Here is a 20,693-nt window from a genome sequence, read left to right as displayed (position 1 = left end):
CGAGCGCGAGCTTCAGAGGAGGTCTCCGGCGTCTTTGTCGCCAAGATCCGGATCAGGCGGCTTCATCGCCGCATCAATGGCCAACAGCACGGTCTTTATGGTCTTGGGCAGCTCGTCCGCGGTCTGACACTGCCGAATGAACAATGCGGTGTAGCCATAAGCGTCGCCCTTGCGGGCTTTGAGCACCGCGGTCGCAAGCGTGGTCGCGGCCGCGTCGTCGAGCGCCGGGTCATATGGGCCGCAATGCCCGGGATAGTCATCGCGCGCCATCGCGGCATCGAGGAAACGACGGTGCACGGCGGGCACAGTCTCCGACACGAGCAGGGTCTCGATCCCCTTTGTCGGCGATTGCCAGCGTGCGACATAGTCCGCCAGCTTAGCCTCCGCTGCCGCGTCAGGCACCTTGTTGGGTGTGTCGACGAACGCGAAAGCAGGCTTGTTCAGCGCTTTGAACACCGGGCCATATTTAGGGACCGAAGTCTCGCTATCGGCGTTGAATAAGCTGATACCGGCGAAGTCGAGATGCATGTAGGCGTCGGCGCCCATAGACTTTTCAAGCACGCCCGACGCCTCGGGAAACAATGCCGCCTCAGATGCGCCCTCGACGACGAGAACCCCGCGACCGAGGATCGCCTCGGCGAACTGGCGGCGTTCCGTCTTAAAGCTTTTGGTCTTGAAGTCGCCGAGATCGATCGGAGCCCCTTCGAGATTGCCTTCGGCGCCTCGGGACAGAATGACGATGTCCTGCGGCTCGAACTGCTCGATGATGTAGGGCGAATGCGATGTCACGATCGCTTGGCCCATTTCAGAGAGGACGAATTTCCCAACCCTCCGCTGGGTATGCGGCGGCAACGCGATCTCCGGCTCCTCCATCGCGAAGATGACCGATTGCTTCTCTTTCAGCTCGGCGATGACCGTAAGAAGCGCGAAGACGAGCAGATTGATCGAGCCTGTGCCGAGCCGCGGAAACGGCACGCCATGCCCGATTGGCTCGGCGGCGATGAACAGCCGAACAACCTCTCGCAGATTCTCCCGCGTGAGATCGGAGGCGAAGAACGCGGTCGCGTCGTCTCCCGCGGCTAAGGTGACGAATCGCGCCATTCGATCCCGAATATCGGCGCGAATCTTCTTGAGCTGCGGCACCTCGCCGATCGGCGGCGTCAACCCGTGCAGCCGATCAAGCGTATCCTGCCACATATCGGCAAGGCCAGTTCCGCCGAGGCGGAGGACCGTGTCGAGCAGCGATCCGCGTTGAAGACTGAGCGCGCGCGATCCGGTGCGAAGCGTGCGGAGGAAAACAAAGCCGCAGAGCCTCTTATGATCGCGGCCGAACAATCGCCGCCCGGCGCCCAGCGCCAGTTCCGCCGCCTCGTCGTCCTCGAGCGGCTCGACGGGATGGTCGAAGAACGTGTTGCCGATGAAATCGTCCTCGGCCTTGTCGTAGCGGCCGATGAAGACGACCGGCAGCGCCCAGCCCTTTTGCGAGCCGTCCCCATCCTGCGGGCCCGTTTCGCCCTGATCGGCAAAATCGCCTGTAGTGGTGTCCCAACGGCGCAAATGCCGATGGAACTTCAGCTCGGCCTCAGGCGCCAAGTCGGTGAGGACTGCCTCGATGCGAATCTCGATCGGGTTCTTCTCCGCATCGAGATACCGGCCACAATGGAAGTCGTGCTCGTCGACGACAGGTCGCCGGTATAGCCGCTCGGGCCCGAGCACGAGATCTAAGGCTTCGCATACTGTCGATTTGCCGATGTTGTTGCCACCGACAAGAAGTGTGTGCCCCGTAAGATGGATCGTGCCGTGGGCGACTCCTCGAAAGTTCGAGATCGTCAGTCGCCTAACTTTCATTTCCGCCATTCCCTGTTCGTTGCCGCATGGTGATTTAGCAGAACTCGACGTCTCCCGAGCAAGAAAAAGAACGGCACTGACGAGGCCCGATCGTCTAAACTGTTCGCCTAAGAAGGCACGACCAATTTGCGTCAGGGCGCTCTCCCTGCTTCGAGACCTGGGCGTGCGGCAGATTTTAAAGAGCCGATTTGGACCTTCGAAGGTCAGCTATGTTAGCGGCAGCCGTCGACGGGTTAAACTGGTTGGAATGGCTGGTATTATCCTAATCTGACGCAGCAGGTTGTGCGTCGGAACGTCTTAAGCTGGGTCGACATCCGTCGATGGTTTTGCGCTCGAATGACCGCTTCCAGTTATCGCAATTCGTGAGCTGCCGGCCCGGACCGAGCGCGAGAGCGGTCGCTTCGGGTCCATCGAAATATCAACCGTCCAACATACGCTTTTCATAAACGGTGCTGACGGTGCTGCCGTCCCAGACATAGGTGAGATGGCGTTCCTGACGGCAATTGGACAGGAGCCGGGGTCGAAATACAGCTGCACATTCGCCGCCTGCATCACGGACACTCGCATAGACGATACCGTTTGCGCCTTCGTCCCGAAGGCGGCGTGCCGTCTCCTGAGACACAGCATAACTATCGGGATGGTAGAGCGCGGGCAGAGCCTCACGGGCGCCGCGAATATCATGCAACGGCGCGTCAAGGTCGACGGCATAGACGCGCATGTCGAGTTCCTGCGCGGGTTCATCTGTCGCCGCGAGGAATTTGGCCCTGTGATGCCGCGTTTCCGCAATCGCGGTGGCGAGTGTGAGCCCGGCATAGAACACGCCGTAGCTCCCATCGGTGAACCTGTCGCCTTCAAGGTTCAGATGGGTAAAGGCCGCCATGATCGGGGACGTGCCCGGCCCGGATATGCGGTCTTCAGGCGGCACCAGTGCGAGGTCGCCCGCTTCCTCGCGAAGCCGGTCGTTGGTCATCGCTTCGATCTGGAAAACAGCCTTTAGATCGGCAGGATCGGCCACCGCTTCAAACAGCGCGATCGGGGGAAAACGGCTCGGGATGATCCGGTAGCACGGCTGCCACCGCACCTGAGTTACAGGAATGTTCACGGATCAGCCGCGCTGTCCATCGACATACTGCCGCACGACATAGAGGTCTGCGACATTGCCCGACATCATGCGATCGAGCGCCGAAGCGCCGCCAAATACCCGCGCCTTGTTCGGCTTGCGGACCCATTCGTCGGCAGTTTTGGGCAAAAGGATGTGAAGCCCTTTGTAGATCCCCATGACATAGGAAATCCGCTCGAGCGCATCCTTCGGGAGAGCGGCAATCGCGCCCCGCTTCCAGGATTGATAGGTCGAACGACTGTCCAGCCCGAGCAGACGCATCTGTTCCTGCTCCTTGAGGCCCCAGGCTTCAGCAATGCGGAAAAAGGTCCTGAGTGCCGGACCGGTCAGATCCTTGCGGTCGGTCGCCTTGGCTTCGCTGACGTTCATGGCTCGTCCTCTCACGGTGGTGATATGATTATAAATCTCCCGAAAGTCAATGATGCGTCAGAATCTGAACATGCCGTCGCTCTTGGAAGGTTTCGTCTGGCGTGCATCTCGGTCGATCCCATGGCTGACCGCGATGAGCAGGCTCGCGCCTTGGAGTGAAGGGAATGAGCCTGGTCCATGGGGCCACTGAAGCGCGTGCCGAAGTCGCTGGCCTCCGCTGGGAGCTTGCTGCCGACTCTGCTCCTGATCGTGCGTGAACCACCCCTTCCTTGGCGCCTGTCTGCGGGTCTCGTCAGCCTCATGCCGTCAACCCCGTGCGGGGTTCGCCCTCGCGCGCTGCGCTCGGTGACGCCAGCAGCCGGACCCTCTGGTGGGCGCCATCGGGGATGGGCCCCGACAATCGAAGGAGAATTTTCATGGCTACCATCGCTAACCTGACCGTGAAGGCCGACGACAGCTTCGAGGGCACGCTGGCGACGCTGACGGTCTCCGCGCCGATCGCGATCATCCCCAACAACCGCAAGGCGAAGGAATCCGAGCCCGATTATCGCATCGTCAGCCGCAAGAACGGCTTCGAGCTGGGCGCAGGCTGGAAGCGCTTCTCGCAGAACACCGGCGCCGAATATGTTTCGGTTTCGCTCTCCGCACCCGAGTTCGGCACGATCTACGGCAATATCGCCAACGCGCCGGGCGATGATCCCTCCAAGAAGGTCATCATCTGGAATCCGCCGGCCTGAACCGCCGCACCGGCTCCGCCCTCGGGCGGGGCCGGTGTTCTCCATCCCATGACGGGCGCGCATGCCCTGGCGCGCCCGTCACTCTCATAAATCGGTCGGTCCCTATGACGGCCGACCTGGTGGGCTTCCTGCGGGTTCGCCGCCATTCCCACCTCCATGCTCGATCCGCCCCTCAGTGCGGCGTCTCCCATGGTCCCCGCGCTTATCGGGTCCGGGTCCCCATCACATTACTCAGCGCTGGGCGCGGGTAAGCCGCCGAGACTGTCGATTTCCGCAATGCGCTGGAACTCGGTCAGATATTCTGGACGGTGCAGCGAGAGCCAACGCACTATGCGCGCATTGGCAAGGAGTTTGCCGAGATAGCCTCGCGCAAAGGTCAGGTGGAGGTTGTCGATCCCATAGCTTTCCTCGACCGATTTGACCTGCGTCTGCAAAGCGGCAAGTTCTCGCTCCATGCGAGTGATCTGCTGGCTGGTTGGTCCCGCCGCGTCGGCCTTGCCCGCCTTCTTGCTGACGGGAACAAGCTGCTCATCCGGTGTCGCCGCTAGTAGCGCACGAGCAAACATCACGGAGAAGTTGTTCTGACCGATCATCAGATCAGCAGCCTCAATCTGGCGGAACGCGGTCATGCGCCGCAGGAGATCGAATACCTTCATTGAGCAATTGGTGTCCTTCAGCGCATCAGCGGCCTCAGCGCAGATGCCGTCGAGGAGACGGAAGCGTGCGCGTATCGACTGCACTTCGAGACCGAGCGCATCAGCGATGACCGCTTCTGTGACACCGCGTTCAATCGCGCGCACAATCATCCGGTGCTCCTGCACGGGTGGCAGGCGATTGACGCGTTTGTTGTAGGTGTAGGTTTCATCGTCATTTGCGACGAGGCACTCGACTGTCGGAATCGCGAGCTGGCGCATAGCTTCAATCCGTAGATGGCCGTCGAGCAGGAAATACTTCCCCGGATGCTTTGGATCGGGAGCAACAGCAGGAGCCTCGACGATCCCAATCGCCTTGATCGAACTGACGATCTGAGTGAATTTCTTGCTCTCCCGCACGCCTTGCTGAAGTATCTTGAGCGGGACGAGCTGCTCGAGTGCGACAGTGACGGTTTCGCGTTCAAAACCAAGGCGAACGCGGTGCTCCGAACCTGGCTCCAAACCTGATGTCTCTGTTTCGGTCCAGTCAGTCATCGGTTTCGCCCGCAATTCTCATGGCCAGGGCGCGCGGCATCGTCTCCAGCCCCTCGGCACGGAGCAAGGTCAGAAACCCTTCGTCGCCAAGCAGATCCTTGATGGCCTCGACGATGAACAGCAGCCGGGTTTGCGTGAAATCGGACTTCTTAACGAGCAGACGCTGCTTCTCGGCCTCTCGCTGATAAACCTGCATGAGGTCGCTCGCGGTCAGTTTCCGATTGGCGGATCGTCTGCCCAGCTTGCCTGACGGCATCGACTTGTTCTGCCCGCGCATTCGCAGCTCGAGCAGCCTTCTCACAGAAGCCAGCTTTTTGCCGCGCAGCTTGCCCGTCTCATAAGCGTCGAGCAGCAGGTTCTGCGCTTCCTCGGACTCTGCCCGCGAGATTTCCATCGCCAGGCTGATCGGGATGAGGCCAGTTTCCACTGCGGCAACGAGCCGCTCCTCGCCGCGCTCCAGAAGTGAAACGATCATGCTGACCCACGAACTGCTGACCCCGATTTTCTGGCCGATTTCCGTCTCATTGTAGCCGCGCTCACGCAGCGCACCGATCTCGCGCATCACATCTATCGGGCGCGGGGTGCGGCGAGCGATGTTCTCGACCAGACTCATCACTAGGCAATCGCTCTCGCTCGCCTCGATGACGACCGCGGGGATTTCGGTCTGCCCTAGCATCAGGAATGCTTCGAGCCGGCCTTCCCCGCAGACGAGATCATAGCGAGGGCCACCCGGACCATGATGTCGACTGACCGTGATCGGTCGCTTCAATCCGATCGACTCAATGTTGTTCACGATCTCGCGGTGCTGACGCTTGTTTCGCGAGCGCGGGTTGAGAACCGTGATCTTGGCAACCGGGATCATCTCGATTTGCTGTGGGCGCACGACAGGCATTACGCAGCCTCCGGAATGGCGACGGGCGCCGAAATGTCGTAAAAGAAATCGAGCGTATCGAAGCGATAGGCATCGAGGTGCAGATCGTTGTCCTCGGCGAGACGCAGCCGTTCGCTGGTGACGTCGATCCTCGGGAACAGGTAGTAATCGAATGGCGCACGGTTGTGCATGTCCATCCGCACGACCACGGTGATGTCGGCAAGCTGGCTCGTGTCGAAACGTATCTTCCAGCGCAGCAAGCCGGTCGGCGTTGGCGTGCAGCGCACCAGAACGATTGCAAGGCTGAACTCGCCGTTCACCCGGATGCTGTCACTGGCAAGATCCTGAAACGCATCGCTCCCCTGCGCGTGGAGGCCAGCCAAGATTTCACGAACGATATCCGGATGGAGGCGGCGCAGGGCCTTGTTGATCGCGATATAGCGATAGTCCCGTTCAGGCGAGAAGCCGACCAGACTGTATGCGCGCAGCAGGCTGCCAAACCGGGAGCTATAGGCGCTGCTTGACGGCAATCCCTCGCATTCGTCGATAATAATGCCCGACAGCAGACCCTTGCTGGCGTAGAGGCCTCGCAGCGCTTGGAGCATTTCCTCGTCCGTCAGGCGGAACGAGCGTGCCGTGATGATCGAATGAGCTGCCTCGAACAGGTCGCGTTCAACGATTCCCTCGAATGCTCCCTCCGACCGGATCCACATGTCGGGAGCGTTGCGGACCCGCTTCTTCTTCAGTTTGAACGACCGCCGATTCCAGACATTGTCGCCGACGTATTTCTCGTTGATCAGCAGCTGATGGACGGTGCCGCGTGTCCAAGGGCGTTCGAGGTCGGATAGAACACCTCGAGCATTAAGGTCCTCGGCGATCTCGCGTTCGGAGCGTCCTTCATGAACGAAGCTCCGATAGACCTCGCGAACCACGTCAATCTCTTCGGGCGGGCCCGGTGTCAGGATGACCCGATCGGTCTGGAGGCTCTTTTGTTCGCCGCGGCAGAGGACCGCTTTGACGTTGCCGTGCTCATCGATCAGTGTCCGACGCAGGCCGAAGCCAGCGGGACCGCCTTGTCGATAACCCTTTTCGATGAGCCGCCCCTGGCCGGCGAAGACCTTTACCGAAAGCTCCCGGCTGTATTCGCCAGCCATGGCGCGCTTGAAGCCCTTGAACATGGTGCTCATGGGCGACCCGTCATTCTCGAACTGTTCGGCGCAATAGGCGATCTGAATTCCGGAGCGGCGGCAGATGTACTCGTAGTAGGCGCTCTCATCGGCGTCCTGGAAACGGCCCCAGCGGCTGACATCATAAACGAGGATCATCTGGAAATCGGCGACGCCGGATTCGACGTCGGCAATCAGGCGCTGCAGAGAAGCGCGACCGTCGATCGATAGACCGCTTTTGCCGTCGTCAGCATAGGTCCTGACAATCTCTATGCCGCGAGACGCGGCGTAGTGTCGGATCGCATCGGCCTGATTCTCGGTCGAGTATTTCTGGTGGTCCGTGGACATCCGAACATATTCCGCCGCGCGCACGGTTGGCCTCTGTTCTGCATCGCCCGGTGCCTCGTCTTTATCCCATCCCGGCAATGCTCGCCCCTTTCGAAACCCGAACTGCAGTGGCCAGGGCGGCCAACCGCTGCAGCGCGAACTACGGACCGCTCCGGCATTCCCGCACTCTCAACAGTATATGTGGGAAAGGACCGGAAGATGTTGCCGAAAAAGGGCAGGAAGTTGCCAGCTTGGGAGGGTGCGCTCGCCAGTCGCCAAGCCTTTGCCGAGACCATCGCCAATTTGCTGCGCAAGGAACATGGGGACACGCATCGTGCCGTGAAGCAATTGATGCGCCTGACCCATGCCAGTGAGCGGTCCGCAAAACATTGGATGGCCGGGCAACATGGCCCCGACACGCTATTCTTTCTGCGCTTGGTTGCGACGTCTCCCGTTATTCGAGCGTTCGTTCTCGGCATCATCGAAAGCCAGCAATCCAGACTCGCCGAGTCATCCGAATGGTTGCGCGGGGGAACATCGTGGGCACATGAACACGGCAATGAGCGGCCGTTGGGCAAGCATCGACCGAATTCTGACCCTATAAATGACCTTGGAAATGTCCCTGGAAATGACCCAATAAGTTTGGGCCTCAATGAGCGCCAACGCTGGGTGCTCGACCGAGTCGGCAAGGGTCATCCGGTCAAAGCCCGCGAGATCGCGGCACACTGGCAGGTGAGCATCAAGTCCGCGCGACGCGATCTTGCGGGTCTGTGCGGCTGCGGTCTTTTGCGCTTTGTCGGTGCCCGCAAGAATGGCCGCTATCAGCTCGCTCACAGCTGACCGCGCACAGTGCGGGCGATTATGGCGATCAGTCATTGCCGGTCGAACAGTTCGCTGTCCTTCCGCTGTGTTTGCAGTATGGTCCGGGCCATGAAGCGCAACATGGACCTCATCCGGGATCTGCTCTTGCAGATCGAAGACGGACGACGCTCGTTTGATCTTTTGACCCCGGAGATCGCTGAGGTTTTGGGCGAGAGCAGCGAAGGCAAGCTGCCGCGCGAGCAGGCAGAACTATTGGAGTATCACCTGGACCTGCTCGACAATGCTGGTCTCATTACCATAAAAGCGAAGCTATCAGGCGCGGCTTGGCAGATTGGCCAGATTACATGGGCCGGGCATGACTTCCTCGACACCATCCGTGATCCCTCCATCTGGCGTGAGACAAAGGCCGGCGCAAAGAAGGCTGGCGGCTTCAGTCTCGATCTCCTGAAGGCGCTCGCCAAGGGCTTGGTGAAGAAGAAGATCGAGCAGCACACAGGGGTTGAGCTCGATTTGTAGGGTCTGATATATAGTCGTCGCAAGAGCGCATTGGGTGAAGCTTGGCCTCAGGCTGGCGCCGTGCCGCAGGCCTTGATCTGAGCGCGCCACGGCGAGAATCGCTCCGATTCAGCTAGTGCCTGGGGCAGTGCCGTGAATGTCTCTCATTGACAAACGCGTTCGTATGGATATATATGGTCACAATATGACCGGCACCTCTGCACAGCGATGTGTACGTGCCGGTTTTCTTTTGTGGGGATGGTCTAGGCCCAAAGCGGCCATCCCTCCCAGCCTGCAACCAACCCGAAATCGGCGGCCGTCACGGCCTTGTTTGCAGGTTCGGGGAACTCCGCCATCAAAGCCTTGAACCGCTCACCCCAGCTGGAATTCGGACTGATCCGCGCCAGCAGAAACCGCATGATGCAAAAGTACATGAAGGGGCGCGCATTGGCGAGCGACTGCCAGTTCTGGTCGAACTGTGGCACCGGCGACAGCTCCAACACGTTCACATTCCACATGCGACTATGGTGCGCTGCGACGTTGCGAAGATAGCTCAGACTTCGCAACCATTTCTCCAGTTCGCGTCCCGTCCCCAGACCGTAGCTGGCCGCAATGACATCCTGGTCCTTTACGTTCATGCCGGCAAAGAGCCGCGAAAGGGCGCCGAAATCCCAGATCTCGATCGCCACCCAGATCGGCAAGCGCCCGTGCTTGTTCATGTTGTGGGCAACGAAATGCTGCTTCCGGCTACGGTGAATCAGCTTGTCCTGGTGATCGAGCCAGAGCTGGTGTTCAGTCTTTCCCGCGTTGTAGCCCTTCGGAATTGCCCTGCGAGCAAAATTGCCGTGCAGTAGGGCGGGGTCGTACTGCGCGAAGCAGTCGAGCCTGCCCAGCAGGTGGGCTACGTCGACCCGGATGGCTCGTTCGATCCGTTCCAGCGCATCGAGCGCCAGGAGCCGCAGCTTGCGATCGAAGGCGTAGAGCGCAACAGCGTCCTCGAATGTTGAGCCAGGAAGGAAATGGTCTTCCCGGAACACCAGGCCGACGGGCTGTGCTTTTGGCGAGCGAAACGGATACCAATAGCCACTAAGGCAATAATAGCCGATCTTCTCGAGGTAACTGATCGCTCGGGTATCATCCCCCACCGTCAAGCCGCGATCCTTCAGAATCTGCAGCTGATCAGCGAAGCTTTTCCAGTCTGTCCCCGACACGCAATGCCCCCGATATGTCAACCATGAGTGTTGAGTGCCACACCCGAAGCAGATTTTATAGTAACCGGCGACATCGACACGGCGCCGGTCTTTGTATGGACTGGGCGCCGGGAGTCTCGATGCAGCTAGCCGGTGGCAGTCCCAACAAGGATCGGGACAAGGCGCTGGTTATGGATAGGACATCATTGCAAGACGTTTTGTCCCCAAGTCGAGTAGACGCGCAATTTCATCCGATGTCCTTTGAACAGCCAGCTTCAGCGCTTCGTCGATATGGATATAGTCTTGCGTCACGTTTTGCGAAGCGTGACCGAGCATAGCGCGGATTGTCAGTTCCGAAAAACCCAGTTCGCCTGCGATGCTTCCGAACGTATGCCGAAGGGTATGGGGCGTGACGCCCGAAATCCCGGCGAGCTTGCAAACACGGTCAAGACAGGAACTCACAGCAGTATATGGCCCGGCCCCGGTTTCTGATGCGAAGACATAAGGATTGCCGAGCATTTCTGGCTGGCTCAGGACGATCTTCAGGGCCGCAGGGCCAATGGCACGGACTTGCGCACCGCCTTTGGTGTCCGGGAAACTGATGAAGCCTCCCGCAGCGTTAACCCAGGACCTCTGCATGGCTTGGGCTTCTTCCCGGCGATAACCGGTTAGCAGAAGCGTCTTCAGAACGGCCAGCGCCACAGGATTTTCGTGGTTTCGCTCGGCAAACGCGATTGCCTTACCCAGCGTCTCAATCTCGGCGACGCTCAGCCGTCGGGTCCGCTTTGCGCTGGCCAGCTTTTTCGCACCTTGGGTTGGATGGGCCGCCAGCAACCCCTTGTGCTTGGCATGCCCTATGATCGCTTGAAGCGTGCCCAGGCATCGCGAGGCTACACCAGCTCCCCCGGTCGCCTGTCCGCCACGACCACCGGTCCGAGCTTTAGCGGTTTTCCCGTTCTTAACATCGGACTGCATTTGCTCGACATCGGCGACGCTCAGCTGCGCCACCACGCGCTTTCCGAGGAGTGGGATTATGTGCGTCTTGATACGGCTCTCGTCCATATCAAGGGACGATGCCTTTATCGGTCGGTTCAGTCGTCCCAAGATGTTCCCGGCCCGCGCTTCGGCCAGATACCATTCGCACATCTCCGCGACCGTCATGCCTTTGCGCGCACGACGTGTTTCATCAGCCGGATCTTCTCCCTTGATCACGGAGGCCAGGAACAGCTTGGCCTGATCGCGCGCCTGATCGACGGTAAGGACGCCGTATCGGCCAATATTGATGCGGCGCTGAATTCCCTCTGGGTTGCGATACTGGAGGATGAAGGTCTTTGTGCCCGACGGAAGGACACGTACGCCATAGCCGCGTACCTCGGTATCCCAGAGAACCGCTTGCCCCTTGGAGGGCGGAAGCAGGCTATCGACGCAGCGCTTGTTTAGCTTGACCGGAGTCATCCCCACTCCTCATTTGGTGACAAAATTCTCTGCCGAACCTTTTGTCACCAAATTGTCAGCAGATGCAAGTCCATTTCAGGCATCCTGATCGCATTAAGGAAAACTGGAATGCTAGATATATCGAGCTTCTATCGTGGTATAGCGATGTGGAGCGTACTGGAGAAAAGCCCGTCGGTCTTCTTGCCAAGGTTGGGGTCGAGGGTTCGAATCCCTTCGCCCGCTCCATTATTCTTCCGACATCGACGGGATCATACCGCTGCTGCGGGCCCTTGCGGCGCGCGGCGGCTGTGCTGCGTGGCGTGTCGGGGACAAAAGAAAAGCGGCTGCACGGGGCAACCGCCTTCAAGGATGAGGCCCGCCGCCACCATCGGGGCGCGGTCGGCGGGCCGGAAGCTGTCGCGATCAGCCCGAAGTGCTGTTGTCGGCCGGAGCGTGGGCGGGAGCGGGGGCCGCAGCGGCTCCGCCCTGCGCCTCGCCCGCCACCAGCGCATCGCCCGAGGCGCTGAACATCCCCGCCGGCAGCGTGCGGGTGACCTTGCCCTGCTGCACGACCACCTGCTCGACCTCGCCGCGGCCATTGGCGACCAGCGCGCGCACCTTGCCGAGCGAGGCGCCGTCGGCGGTCGTCACCGGCATGCCGGGGGTGACGCTCGCCATGCCCTGCCCGGCGGCTGCGGCCGATCCGGCCACCGCCAGCACCGGTTGGAACAGCGAGGCCGAGCCTTCGCCATTGGCAGAACCGCTGCCTTCCGCCGATCCGCCCGCGGCGGCGGGGAGCGCAGGCACGCCCGGAAGGGCAGGCAGGGTCGCGCTCTGCGCCGCGCCGCGTGCCGTGCCGACGGCCATGCCCGCCGCATTCGCGCCGACGCTACGCGCCTCGCCCGCCACGGGCGCCAGCGCGCCGGTCACCGCATCCGTACCGATCAGCTGCGCATTGGCGCTGCCCTGCCCGCTGGCCGAGCCGTTGCCGCTCGCCTGCGCCATATTGCCCATCGGGGGCACGACGAGATCGGCGAGGCTCGCGGTCGAGCCGGTGATCGAGCCTTCGGCGCTGCGGTCGGCCTGCACCGTGCCCTTGCGCGCATCGACCGACTGGCTGCCACGGGTCGAGCCGCGTCCGCTCACGGTGCTGTCGACAGTGCCGCGCACGGTCGAGGTGGTGCGCTCGATCGTGCCGCCGAGCGTCCCGCCGATGGTGCCGCCGAGGCCACCGCCCAGACCGCCGCCGAGCCCGCCGCCCCCGCCCAGCAGCTGGGCATTGGCGGCACCGGGGACGAGCGCGAAGGCGCTGGCGAGAAGAATGATCTTGTTCATGTCCGTGTTCCTTTCCTCGATTGCAGCGAGGCTTGCATCGCTCGCTCAGAGGGGAAACGGATGGGGTTCGCGGTTTAATGCATGCCCGCAGGCGGGGGGTCACTTCTTTTTGCCGCAGCTCTCGCACAGCACGCCGCGGCCATAGGTCGCATCCGCGCCCTTGGTGCCGAGATCGCGCGCCTCGCGGTCGAGCGCTGCGCGCCAGTTGCTCTCTTGCGCCAGCGCGGCAGCGACGCGGGCGGCGGCGAGCGGGGTGGCAAAGCTGGTGCCGCGCCACGCCTTGCGCTTGCCCGCGGCATCCATCGCCCAGACCTCCGCGCCCGGGGCGGCGTAATCGAGATGCAGCGCGCGCCCCGCCTCGATCAGTGCGCGGCCCTTGCGGTCGACGCCGGTGATGGCGAGCACGCCCGAATAGGACGCAGGATAGGCGGGCGGCGCGGCGGGGCCGTCATTGCCGACCGCGGCGACCACCACCACGCCCTTGCCCTGCGCTGCGATGACGGCCTTCTCGAGCAGCGCGCTCCTGGGGCCGACAAGGCTGACGGTGACGACCTTGCACCCGCTCGCCGCGAGCCAGCCGAGGGCCTTGGCGACCGCCGAGGCGCTGCCGCCTGCCGGATCGGTGCCATAGACATCGGCCGCCCACAGCCGCGTCAACCCTTGCGCGCGCAGCAGGCTGGCGACCGCGCTGCCGTGATCGGAGGCGGCAGGCGCACCGCTCGCAAAGCCCTTGCGCGCCGCGACCGGCACGGATGCTCCGGTGCCCCCGTCGATCAGGCCGACCTTGACCTCGACCGGCGCCGCCGCTGCCGCAGCAAGCGCCGTCACCGGCAGCGCGGCCGTGGCGATGGGCGCTCCGGCTTCGAGGTGCAGCGTGTCGGCCTCGATCTGCGCGTCCGGGGCCAGCGCGGCAGCGCGCGTCTGGGCTTCGGCGAGGCTCATGCCCGCAGGCACGGCGAGGCGCACGAAGGCGATGTCCAGCCCCTCGATCTCTTCGCGCGAAAGGATGCGAAAGCCCGCCTTCTCCAGCACGGCGAGGCTCGCCGCATCGGGGCCGGTCACCAGCAGCTCGCCGTGCCGGGCGAGATTGCCGGCCGAATCGCGCTCGATCGCCTGCGGATTGGCGCGCAGCAGACGGTCGAGCGCCGCCTCGCGCAGACGCAGCAGTCTGCGCGCCTCGCGCTCGGTGATGGCGGTCGCGGTGTCCACCGTGCGGTCGAGCCTGTCGGTCACCTCGCCCAGCACGCGGCCCACCGGCGGCACCGGCACGCCCACGCCCGGCACCTGCAACTGCGCAGCCACCGGCGCAGCCAGCACGCCCGCCAGCGCCGCGAGGGCATAAAGCTGTGTCGGTCGCCGCATCATTGTCTCGATCCTCCATTTCGCATTAAGCATGGATGAAACGGACAAGCCCATCCGTTTCATCCGCAGAAAGGCGTGGAACGCTGTCCGAGAGTTTCGAAAACCAGGTGCTGGGTCTGCTGCCGCGGCTGCGGCGGTTCGCGATCGGGCTGGCCGGGTCAAGGGCCGACGGCGACGATCTGTGCCAGATGACCATCGAACGCGCCCTCGCCCGCCGCGACCAGTGGCAGGAAGGCACGCGGCTCGACAGCTGGATGTACCGGATCATGCGCAACATCTTTATCGACGAGGGCCGCGCCACCACACGCCGCCGCGAGACCTTCGTGGACCCCGACGCGGGGCTTTCCGTGGGCGGCGAGGGCGGGCAGGAGGCGGCGGTGGAGCTTTCGATGGTGGACCGCGCGATGGCCCGCCTGCCCGAAGACCAGCGCGAGGCGGTGCTGCTGGTGATGGTCGAGGGCTGGTCCTACAAGGAAGCCGCCGAGATCGTCGGCTGCCCCGTGGGTACGCTCAATTCGCGGCTGGTGCGCGGGCGTGACGCGCTGATGGCGATGCTGGAGGGCGCGCAATGAGTGTGACCGAGGAAATGCTGGCCGCCTATGCCGATGGCGCGCTCGATCCGGCGGCCGCGCAAGAGGTCGAGGCGGCGATGGCCGCCGACCCGGCGCTCGCCCGCAAGGTCGAGGCGCATCGCGGGCTCAAGGCGATGCTGTCCGCGCACTATGCGCCGCTCGCCGAGGAAAGCGTGCCGCCGCACCTCGCCGCGCTGCTCGTCCCGAAGGATGCGGGCGAGGCTCCGGCCGAGGTCGTGAGCCTTGCCGCCGCACGGCAGAAGCGCGGCCTCGCCCCGGTGGTGCGCCGCTGGGCGCCGCTGGTCGGCCCGGCGCTTGCCGCCTCGCTGATCCTCGCGCTGTGGCAGCCGTGGCAGGGGCGCACGCCCGATGGCTATGCGGGCGGCGATCTTGCCGCCGCGCTCGATACGCAGCTGGTCGCCGACCAGCCTGCCGATGCGCCGACCCGCATCCTCCTCAGCTTCGAGCGCGAGGGCGGTGATCTGTGCCGCGCCTGGCGCGCGAGCGACGAGGGCGGGATCGCCTGCCGCGACACGACGGGTTGGAAGATCGAACGGCAATTCGCGCTCGGCGAAGCGCAGGGGAGCGAATACCGGCAGGCCGGCAGCGAGACCGATCTCCTCGCCGCCGCGCAGGACATGGCGGCGGGCGGCGCGCTCGATGCCGATGCCGAACGCGCGGCGCGCGAACGGCGCTGGGCCAAGCCCTGACCCCCAAACAAGAAGGGGCCGGCATCGCTGCCGACCCCTTCCCGGTGCCTCGGTTGAAAAAGAGCTGCGGATCAGTCGACCGTCACCGTGCCCATGCGATAGCCCCGCTGGGCCATTTCCGAGATGTAGTGGCTGCGTTCCTTGCGCAGTTCGCGGGCATATTCCTCCCAGGCATCGCGCTGGTCCTCGAGGTCGCTGGCGCGCCGCAGATCGGCGCTCAGTTCCTTCTGCGCTTCGGTGATGTCGATGCGGTAATCGAACCACAGGCGGTTCTGGATCCCGGCGATCGGCGCGGTGAGGATGCGGCTCTCCTCGGCCCGCGCGAGGCGTTCCTCGTGGAGCTCGGGGATGGCGGCCTCGCCGGTAGCGGCGAGCAGGCCGAGCGCGAGGATCGGGGTGGCGATTGCAAGCTTCATCGGGTGTCTCCTTTTCGGTGTTGTCCCCGGCACGGGCGGCCGGTCGAAAGGGAAACGGATGGGCGGCGCGGTTTAATGCAGGATGCTGCGCAAAATCACTGATCGGGCGCAGGCTGCGCGGTTTCCCCGCCGAGCGCGCGGTAGAGCGCGACGCGGTTGCTCGCCTCGATGAGCCGCGTGGTCAGCAGCGTGCGCTGCGCCTGATAGGCGGCGCGCTGCGCGTCGAGGCTGGCGAGGAAGCTGTCCACCCCGCCGCGATAGCGCAGGTCGGCGAGCTGGTAGGTATCCTCGGCCGCATCGAGGAAGGCGCGGTTGGCGCGCAGCTGTTCGGTGATCGTCCCGCGCCGCGCGAGGGCATCGGCAACATCGCGGAACGCGGCCTGGATCGCGCGCTCGTACCCCGCCACCGCCGCATCGCGCTGCGCCTCACTCTGGGCCACGCCCGCCTGCGCCGCGCCGCCCGCGAACAGCGAATAGCGCACATTCGCGCCCGCCGAATAGTTGAAGGCCGCGCCCGTGAAGAGGGTCGAGAGCGCATTGCTCGCGAGCCCCGCCAGCCCCGTCAGCGTGATTCGCGGGAACAGCGCCGCGCGCGCCGCGCCGATCTCGGCATTGGCGGCGCGCAGCTCGTATTCGGCCTGGAGCACATCGGGACGGCGCAGCAGGATGGTCGAATCGAGCCCCGCCGGGAGCGTGCGCACCGCCTCGCCCGCATCGTCGAGCGAGCGCGGCAGCAGCGCGGTATCAACCGGCGCGCCGACCAGCAGTTGCAGCGCATTGGCATCCTGCGCGAGCGCGGTGGTCTGCGCGGCAATATCGGCCTCGGCCGCGGCGAGGATCTGCTCGGCCTGGCGCAGGTCGGAGCGCGGGGCGATCCCCCCGTCGAGCCGCAGGCGGGTGAGCTTCACCTGCTCGCGCGCATTGGCGGCGGTGTCCTCGGCAAGCTTCAGGAGCGAGGCATCGGCGGCATAGGTCAGCCACGCATCGGCAATGTCGCCGATCAGCGTGAGGCGGGTGGCGCGGGCGGCGGCCTCGGTGCCGAAAAAGCGGGCGAGGGCCGCGTCGGAGAGCGAATCGAGCCGCCCGAACAGGTCTATCTCGAAAGCGGTGGTGCTGACATCGGCGGTGTAGCGCGTGCCGGCGGTGGAGCGGCTCGCGGCAGGGTCGTTGCCGATGTCGACATCCTGGTTGCGGTTCTGGTTGGCGGTGCCGTTGTCGAACCGCGTACCGCCCGCCGCAACGCCCACCTGCGGCAGCTGCGCGGCGTTCTGGATGCGCGACTGCGCCCGCGCTGCGCGGATATTGGCGGCGGCGATCCGGAGATCGCGGTTGTTGGCGAGTGCCTGCTCGATCACCTGCACCAGCCGCGGATCGGCAAAGACCTCGCGGTAGCTCATCACCGGCAGTGCGGCCTCGCTCTGCGCGAGATAGGCATCGCCCGCGGGCCACGAGGCGGGGACGGGCAAGGCGGGCTGGACATATTTGGGCGCCATCGAACAGCCGGAGAGCAGCGCGAGGGCAATGACCGGGGCGAGCCTCATGCGGTGGTGCCTCCTTCGGGCGCACGGCGCAGCTTCTTCAGGGTGTCGCGGGTGGTGCGCCGGACGATAACGAAGAACAGCGGGATGAAGAAGATCGCGAGCAGCGTCGCGGTCAGCATCCCGCCGATCACCGATGTGCCGATGGCGATGCGGCTGTTCGCCCCCGCGCCGGTCGAGAGCGCCAGCGGCAGCACGCCGAAGATGAAGGCAAAGCTCGTCATCAGGATCGGGCGCAGGCGCAGGCGTGCCGCTTCCAGCGCCGCATCGATCACCCGCGCGCCGCGTTTCTCGGCCTGCTCGGCGAATTCGATCACGAGGATCGCGTTCTTGGCGGCAAGGCCCATCGTGGTGAGGAGGCCGATCTGGAGATAGACGTCGTTCTCCAGCCCCCTGAGCGTCACCGCGAAGACCGCGCCGACGAGGCCCAGCGGGATCACCAGCATCACCGCCACCGGGATCGTCCAGCTTTCGTAGAGCGCGGCAAGGCACAGGAACACGACCAGCAGCGACAGACCGTAGAGCAGCGGGGCCTGACCCGAGGACAGGCGTTCCTGGAACGACAGCCCCGACCATGCGACGCTGACGCCGGGGATTTCCGCCGCCAGCTCGGCAATCCGGTCCATCGCCGCGCCGGAGCTCTGCCCGGGGGCTGCCTGCCCGTCGAACTGGAAGCTGGGGTAGCCCTGAAAGCGCGACAGCGTTGTCGGCGTGGTCGACCAGCGGGTGCTGGCAAAGGCGGAGAAGGGCGCCATCTGGCCATTGCTGCCGCGCACGAACCACTGGCCGATATCGTCCGGCGTCGCGCGGTAGGGCGCGTCGGCCTGCACGAAGACGCGCTTCACCCGCCCGCGATCGATGAAGTCGTTCACGTACTGCCCCCCCCACGCGGCCGAGAGCGTGGTGTTCACGTCCGACTGGTTGAGGCCAAGCGCGGCGAGGCGCGGCTGGTCGATATCGACCTGAAGCGTCTGCGTATCGGGCAGCTCGCCCAGCCGCACGCCCGACAGCACCGGGTCCTTGCTCGCCGCCTCAAGCAGCTTGTCGCGCGCGGCGAGGAAGTCCTCGCGGCTCATCCCGCTGGTGTTCTGGAGCTGGAGCGTGAAGCCGTTGCTCTGCCCCAGTCCGCGGATCGCAGGGGGAACGAGCATGTTGACCTGCGCATCGCGGAAGCCGGCAAACGCCTTCGTCGCGCGCTGGGTGATCGCGTCGGCGGAGTTTTCGGCGCCCTTGCGCTCGGCCCAGTCGACGAAGTTGACGAAGCCCTGTCCGGTGTTCTGCCCCGCCGCCCCGCCGCCGCCGCCCGCGACGGTGAGCATCGTGGCGACATTCGCGCTCTCGTCGGTCAGCATGTATTTCTCGATGGCGAGCTGCACCTCGCGGGTGCGCCCCTGCGTCGCGCCCGCAGGCAGGCGGAACTGCACCTGCGCCGCGCCCTGATCCTCGGTCGGCAGGAAGCCGGTCGGCAGGCGCAGGAACAGCGCGGCAAGCAGCACCACCACCGCGGCATAGATCGCGAGGAACAGGTACTTGCGGTCGACCACGCGCTGGACCGCGGCGACATAGCGGTTGGTGCCGCGCGCAAAGCTGTCGTTGAACCACGCCTGCGCGCGCTCGAGCCGCTCGGCACCCCACGGCCACCGGCGATGGAGCGCGCTCTCGCCCGCCTCCCGCGCATGGTGCTTCTGGCGCAGCAGCGAGGCCGTCAGCGCCGGGCTCAGGATCAGCGCGACCAGTGCCGACAGCGCCATCGCCGAGATGATCGTCACCGAGAACTGGCGGTAGATCACCCCCGTCGACCCGCCGAAGAAGGCCATCGGCAGGAACACCGCAGACAGCACAATGGCAATCGCGACCAGCGCGACCTGGATTTCTCCCATCGAGCGGATCGTCGCCTCCTTCGGCGTCATCTCGGGGTTCTCTTCGAGCAACCGCTCGACATTCTCGACCACCACGATCGCGTCGTCGACCAGCAGGCCGATCGCCAGCACAAGCCCGAACAGGGTCAGCGTGTTGATGGTGAAGCCCGCCAGATAGAAGATCGCGAAGGTACCCAGCAGCACCACCGGCACGGCGATGGTCGGGATCAGCGTCGCCCGCCAGCTCTGCAGGAAGACGAACATCACCACGATCACCAGCAGGATCGCCTCGATCAGGGTCTGCACCACCTCCTCGATCGAGAGGCGGATGAAGGCCGTGGTGTCGTTCGCATAGGCCACGTTGTAGCCGGTCGGAAAGCCGGGCTTGGCTCTCTCGACCGCCGCCTTGACGAGATCGGCGGTGGCGAGCGCGTCGGCCCCCGGCGCGAGGCTGATCGCGAGGCCCGCGCCCGGGTGGCCGTTGATGCGGCTCGAGGCGGCGTAGTTCTCAGCCCCCAGCTCGACCCGCGCGATATCGCCGAGCCGCACCAGCGCGCCGCTGGCATCGGCCTTGAGGATGATCGCCTTGAACTGGTCTGCCGTGCGCAGCCGCGATTGCGCGGTGACGACGGCATTCAACCGATTGCTCTCGGGCTGCGGCAAGCCGCCCACCTCGCCCGCGGCGACTTCGGTGTTCTGGTTGCGGATCGCGGTGATGATGTCGCCCGGCATCAGCCCGACCGCGGCGAGCCTGTTGGGATCGAGCCAGATGCGCATCGCATATTGCGAGCCGTAGACATTGGTCTCGCCCACGCCCTCGATCCGGGCGAGCTCGTCCTGAAGGTTCGAGACGAGGAAGTCGGACACGTCGATATTGGTCGCGCGGTCGGTCTCGTCATAGACGCCGACGATCATCAGGAAATCGGGGTTCGACTTGGTGACGCGCAGGCCCTGCTGCTGCACCTGCTGCGGCAGGCGGGGCAGCGCGGACTGCACCTGGTTCTGCACCTGCACCTGCGCGATGTCGGGATCGGTGCCCTTGGCGAAGGTCGCGCTGATCGTCACCTGCCCGCGCGAGGTCGAGCTGGAGCTGAAATAGAGCAGCCCGTCGATCCCGGTCAGCTGCTGTTCGATGATCTGGGTCACCGAGTTCTCCAGCGTCTCGGCCGAGGCGCCGGGGAAGGTCGCGCGGATATTGACCTGCGGCGGGGCGACGTCGGGATATTGCGCGATCGGCAGCAGGGTGATCGCGCCCACGCCCGCGAGCATGGTGATGATCGCCAGCACCCAGGCAAAGATCGGCCGTTCGATGAAGATGCGCGACATGGCCCGCGC

18 protein-coding genes are annotated in these 20,693 nt (G+C 64.3%); 5 read left to right on the top strand and 13 right to left on the bottom strand.

The genetic code is table 11. The annotated features are described in order from the left end of the window. Nucleotides 1–12: 12 nt before the first annotated feature. From BZF57_RS16405 to BZF57_RS16395, 3 genes are all read right to left on the bottom strand, one after another. The gene (locus BZF57_RS16405) at nt 13–1,857 is read right to left on the bottom strand and encodes an ATP-dependent nuclease (protein ID WP_197417994.1); all 1,845 of its coding nucleotides are present in this window, start codon (nt 1,855–1,857) and stop codon (nt 13–15) included. A gap of 409 nt (nt 1,858–2,266) precedes the next feature. Continuing rightward, entirely contained in the window at nt 2,267–2,950 is a 684-nt protein-coding gene (locus BZF57_RS16400) for an RES family NAD+ phosphorylase (RefSeq protein ID WP_086740015.1), read from the bottom strand. Between the two features lie 3 nt (nt 2,951–2,953). Beyond that, complete coding sequence (locus tag BZF57_RS16395) at nt 2,954–3,337, bottom strand: antitoxin Xre-like helix-turn-helix domain-containing protein (protein ID WP_060976983.1); 384 nt, start codon at nt 3,335–3,337, stop codon at nt 2,954–2,956. 416 nt (nt 3,338–3,753) lie between these two features. Here BZF57_RS16395 and BZF57_RS16390 point away from each other — a divergent pair, with 416 nt between their 5' ends. Beyond that, nucleotides 3,754–4,074, top strand: a complete 321-nt coding sequence (locus tag BZF57_RS16390) for a DUF736 domain-containing protein (RefSeq protein ID WP_017183376.1) — start codon at nt 3,754–3,756, stop codon at nt 4,072–4,074. A gap of 227 nt (nt 4,075–4,301) precedes the next feature. Here BZF57_RS16390 and BZF57_RS16385 read toward each other — a convergent pair whose 3' ends face one another. From BZF57_RS16385 to BZF57_RS16375, 3 genes are read right to left on the bottom strand one after another with little or no spacing between them, the layout of a single operon-like run. Next, the gene (locus BZF57_RS16385) at nt 4,302–5,261 is read right to left on the bottom strand and encodes a plasmid partitioning protein RepB C-terminal domain-containing protein (protein WP_060976982.1); all 960 of its coding nucleotides are present in this window, start codon (nt 5,259–5,261) and stop codon (nt 4,302–4,304) included. Next, on the bottom strand, nt 5,254–6,153 hold the full coding sequence (locus BZF57_RS16380) for a plasmid partitioning protein RepB C-terminal domain-containing protein (protein ID WP_017183374.1): 900 nt from the start codon (nt 6,151–6,153) through the stop codon (nt 5,254–5,256). The genes BZF57_RS16385 and BZF57_RS16380 overlap by 8 nt, the downstream gene beginning before the upstream one ends. Continuing rightward, nucleotides 6,153–7,646: a recombinase family protein gene (locus tag BZF57_RS16375; RefSeq protein WP_066114232.1), complete on the bottom strand. Its 1,494-nt coding sequence runs from the start codon at nt 7,644–7,646 to the stop codon at nt 6,153–6,155. The genes BZF57_RS16380 and BZF57_RS16375 overlap by 1 nt, the downstream gene beginning before the upstream one ends. 198 nt (nt 7,647–7,844) lie before the next feature. On the opposite strand from BZF57_RS16375, the gene BZF57_RS16370 reads away from it, so the two are divergent. Both BZF57_RS16370 and BZF57_RS16365 read left to right on the top strand, forming a co-directional pair. Next, nucleotides 7,845–8,465, top strand: coding sequence for a hypothetical protein (locus BZF57_RS16370; protein WP_086740013.1), 621 nt, complete (start codon nt 7,845–7,847; stop codon nt 8,463–8,465). A gap of 90 nt (nt 8,466–8,555) precedes the next feature. Further along, the gene (locus BZF57_RS16365) at nt 8,556–8,963 is read left to right on the top strand and encodes a DUF2513 domain-containing protein (RefSeq protein WP_066114239.1); all 408 of its coding nucleotides are present in this window, start codon (nt 8,556–8,558) and stop codon (nt 8,961–8,963) included. A gap of 242 nt (nt 8,964–9,205) precedes the next feature. Here the strand turns inward: BZF57_RS16365 and BZF57_RS16360 are convergent, their stop codons facing one another. From BZF57_RS16360 to BZF57_RS16345, 4 genes are all read right to left on the bottom strand, one after another. Continuing rightward, complete coding sequence (locus BZF57_RS16360) at nt 9,206–10,153, bottom strand: Abi family protein (protein WP_066114215.1); 948 nt, start codon at nt 10,151–10,153, stop codon at nt 9,206–9,208. Between the two features lie 168 nt (nt 10,154–10,321). Continuing rightward, nucleotides 10,322–11,587, bottom strand: a complete 1,266-nt coding sequence (locus tag BZF57_RS16355) for a tyrosine-type recombinase/integrase (RefSeq protein WP_060978119.1) — start codon at nt 11,585–11,587, stop codon at nt 10,322–10,324. Nucleotides 11,588–11,989: 402 nt separating this feature from the next. After that, nucleotides 11,990–12,901 carry a hypothetical protein gene (locus BZF57_RS16350; protein ID WP_086740011.1) on the bottom strand — a complete coding sequence of 304 codons (912 nt, stop codon included), beginning with the start codon at nt 12,899–12,901 and terminating at the stop codon, nt 11,990–11,992. Between the two features lie 99 nt (nt 12,902–13,000). Beyond that, nucleotides 13,001–14,266, bottom strand: coding sequence for a S8 family serine peptidase (locus tag BZF57_RS16345; RefSeq protein WP_240506020.1), 1,266 nt, complete (start codon nt 14,264–14,266; stop codon nt 13,001–13,003). Between the two features lie 32 nt (nt 14,267–14,298). Here BZF57_RS16345 and BZF57_RS16340 point away from each other — a divergent pair, with 32 nt between their 5' ends. Further along, the gene (locus BZF57_RS16340; protein ID WP_086740009.1) at nt 14,299–14,835 is read left to right on the top strand and encodes an RNA polymerase sigma factor; all 537 of its coding nucleotides are present in this window, start codon (nt 14,299–14,301) and stop codon (nt 14,833–14,835) included. Beyond that, the gene (locus BZF57_RS16335; protein WP_086740007.1) at nt 14,832–15,545 is read left to right on the top strand and encodes an anti-sigma factor; all 714 of its coding nucleotides are present in this window, start codon (nt 14,832–14,834) and stop codon (nt 15,543–15,545) included. Before BZF57_RS16340 ends, BZF57_RS16335 begins: the two co-directional genes overlap by 4 nt. 71 nt (nt 15,546–15,616) lie before the next feature. Here the strand turns inward: BZF57_RS16335 and BZF57_RS16330 are convergent, their stop codons facing one another. From BZF57_RS16330 to BZF57_RS16320, 3 genes are all read right to left on the bottom strand, one after another. Further along, the gene (locus BZF57_RS16330; RefSeq protein ID WP_086740005.1) at nt 15,617–15,961 is read right to left on the bottom strand and encodes a hypothetical protein; all 345 of its coding nucleotides are present in this window, start codon (nt 15,959–15,961) and stop codon (nt 15,617–15,619) included. Nucleotides 15,962–16,056: 95 nt separating this feature from the next. Further along, on the bottom strand, nt 16,057–17,502 hold the full coding sequence (locus BZF57_RS16325; protein WP_086740004.1) for an efflux transporter outer membrane subunit: 1,446 nt from the start codon (nt 17,500–17,502) through the stop codon (nt 16,057–16,059). Then, the gene (locus tag BZF57_RS16320) at nt 17,499–20,684 is read right to left on the bottom strand and encodes an efflux RND transporter permease subunit (protein WP_086740001.1); all 3,186 of its coding nucleotides are present in this window, start codon (nt 20,682–20,684) and stop codon (nt 17,499–17,501) included. The genes BZF57_RS16325 and BZF57_RS16320 overlap by 4 nt, the downstream gene beginning before the upstream one ends. Nucleotides 20,685–20,693 lie beyond the last annotated feature (9 nt).

The sequence above is a fragment of the Erythrobacter colymbi genome (genome assembly GCF_002155685.1).
Classification (GTDB): Bacteria; Pseudomonadota; Alphaproteobacteria; order Sphingomonadales; family Sphingomonadaceae; genus Erythrobacter; species Erythrobacter colymbi.
The sequence above is the reverse complement of the archived record's forward strand: the minus strand, read 5'-3'. Positions and strand labels throughout refer to the sequence as shown.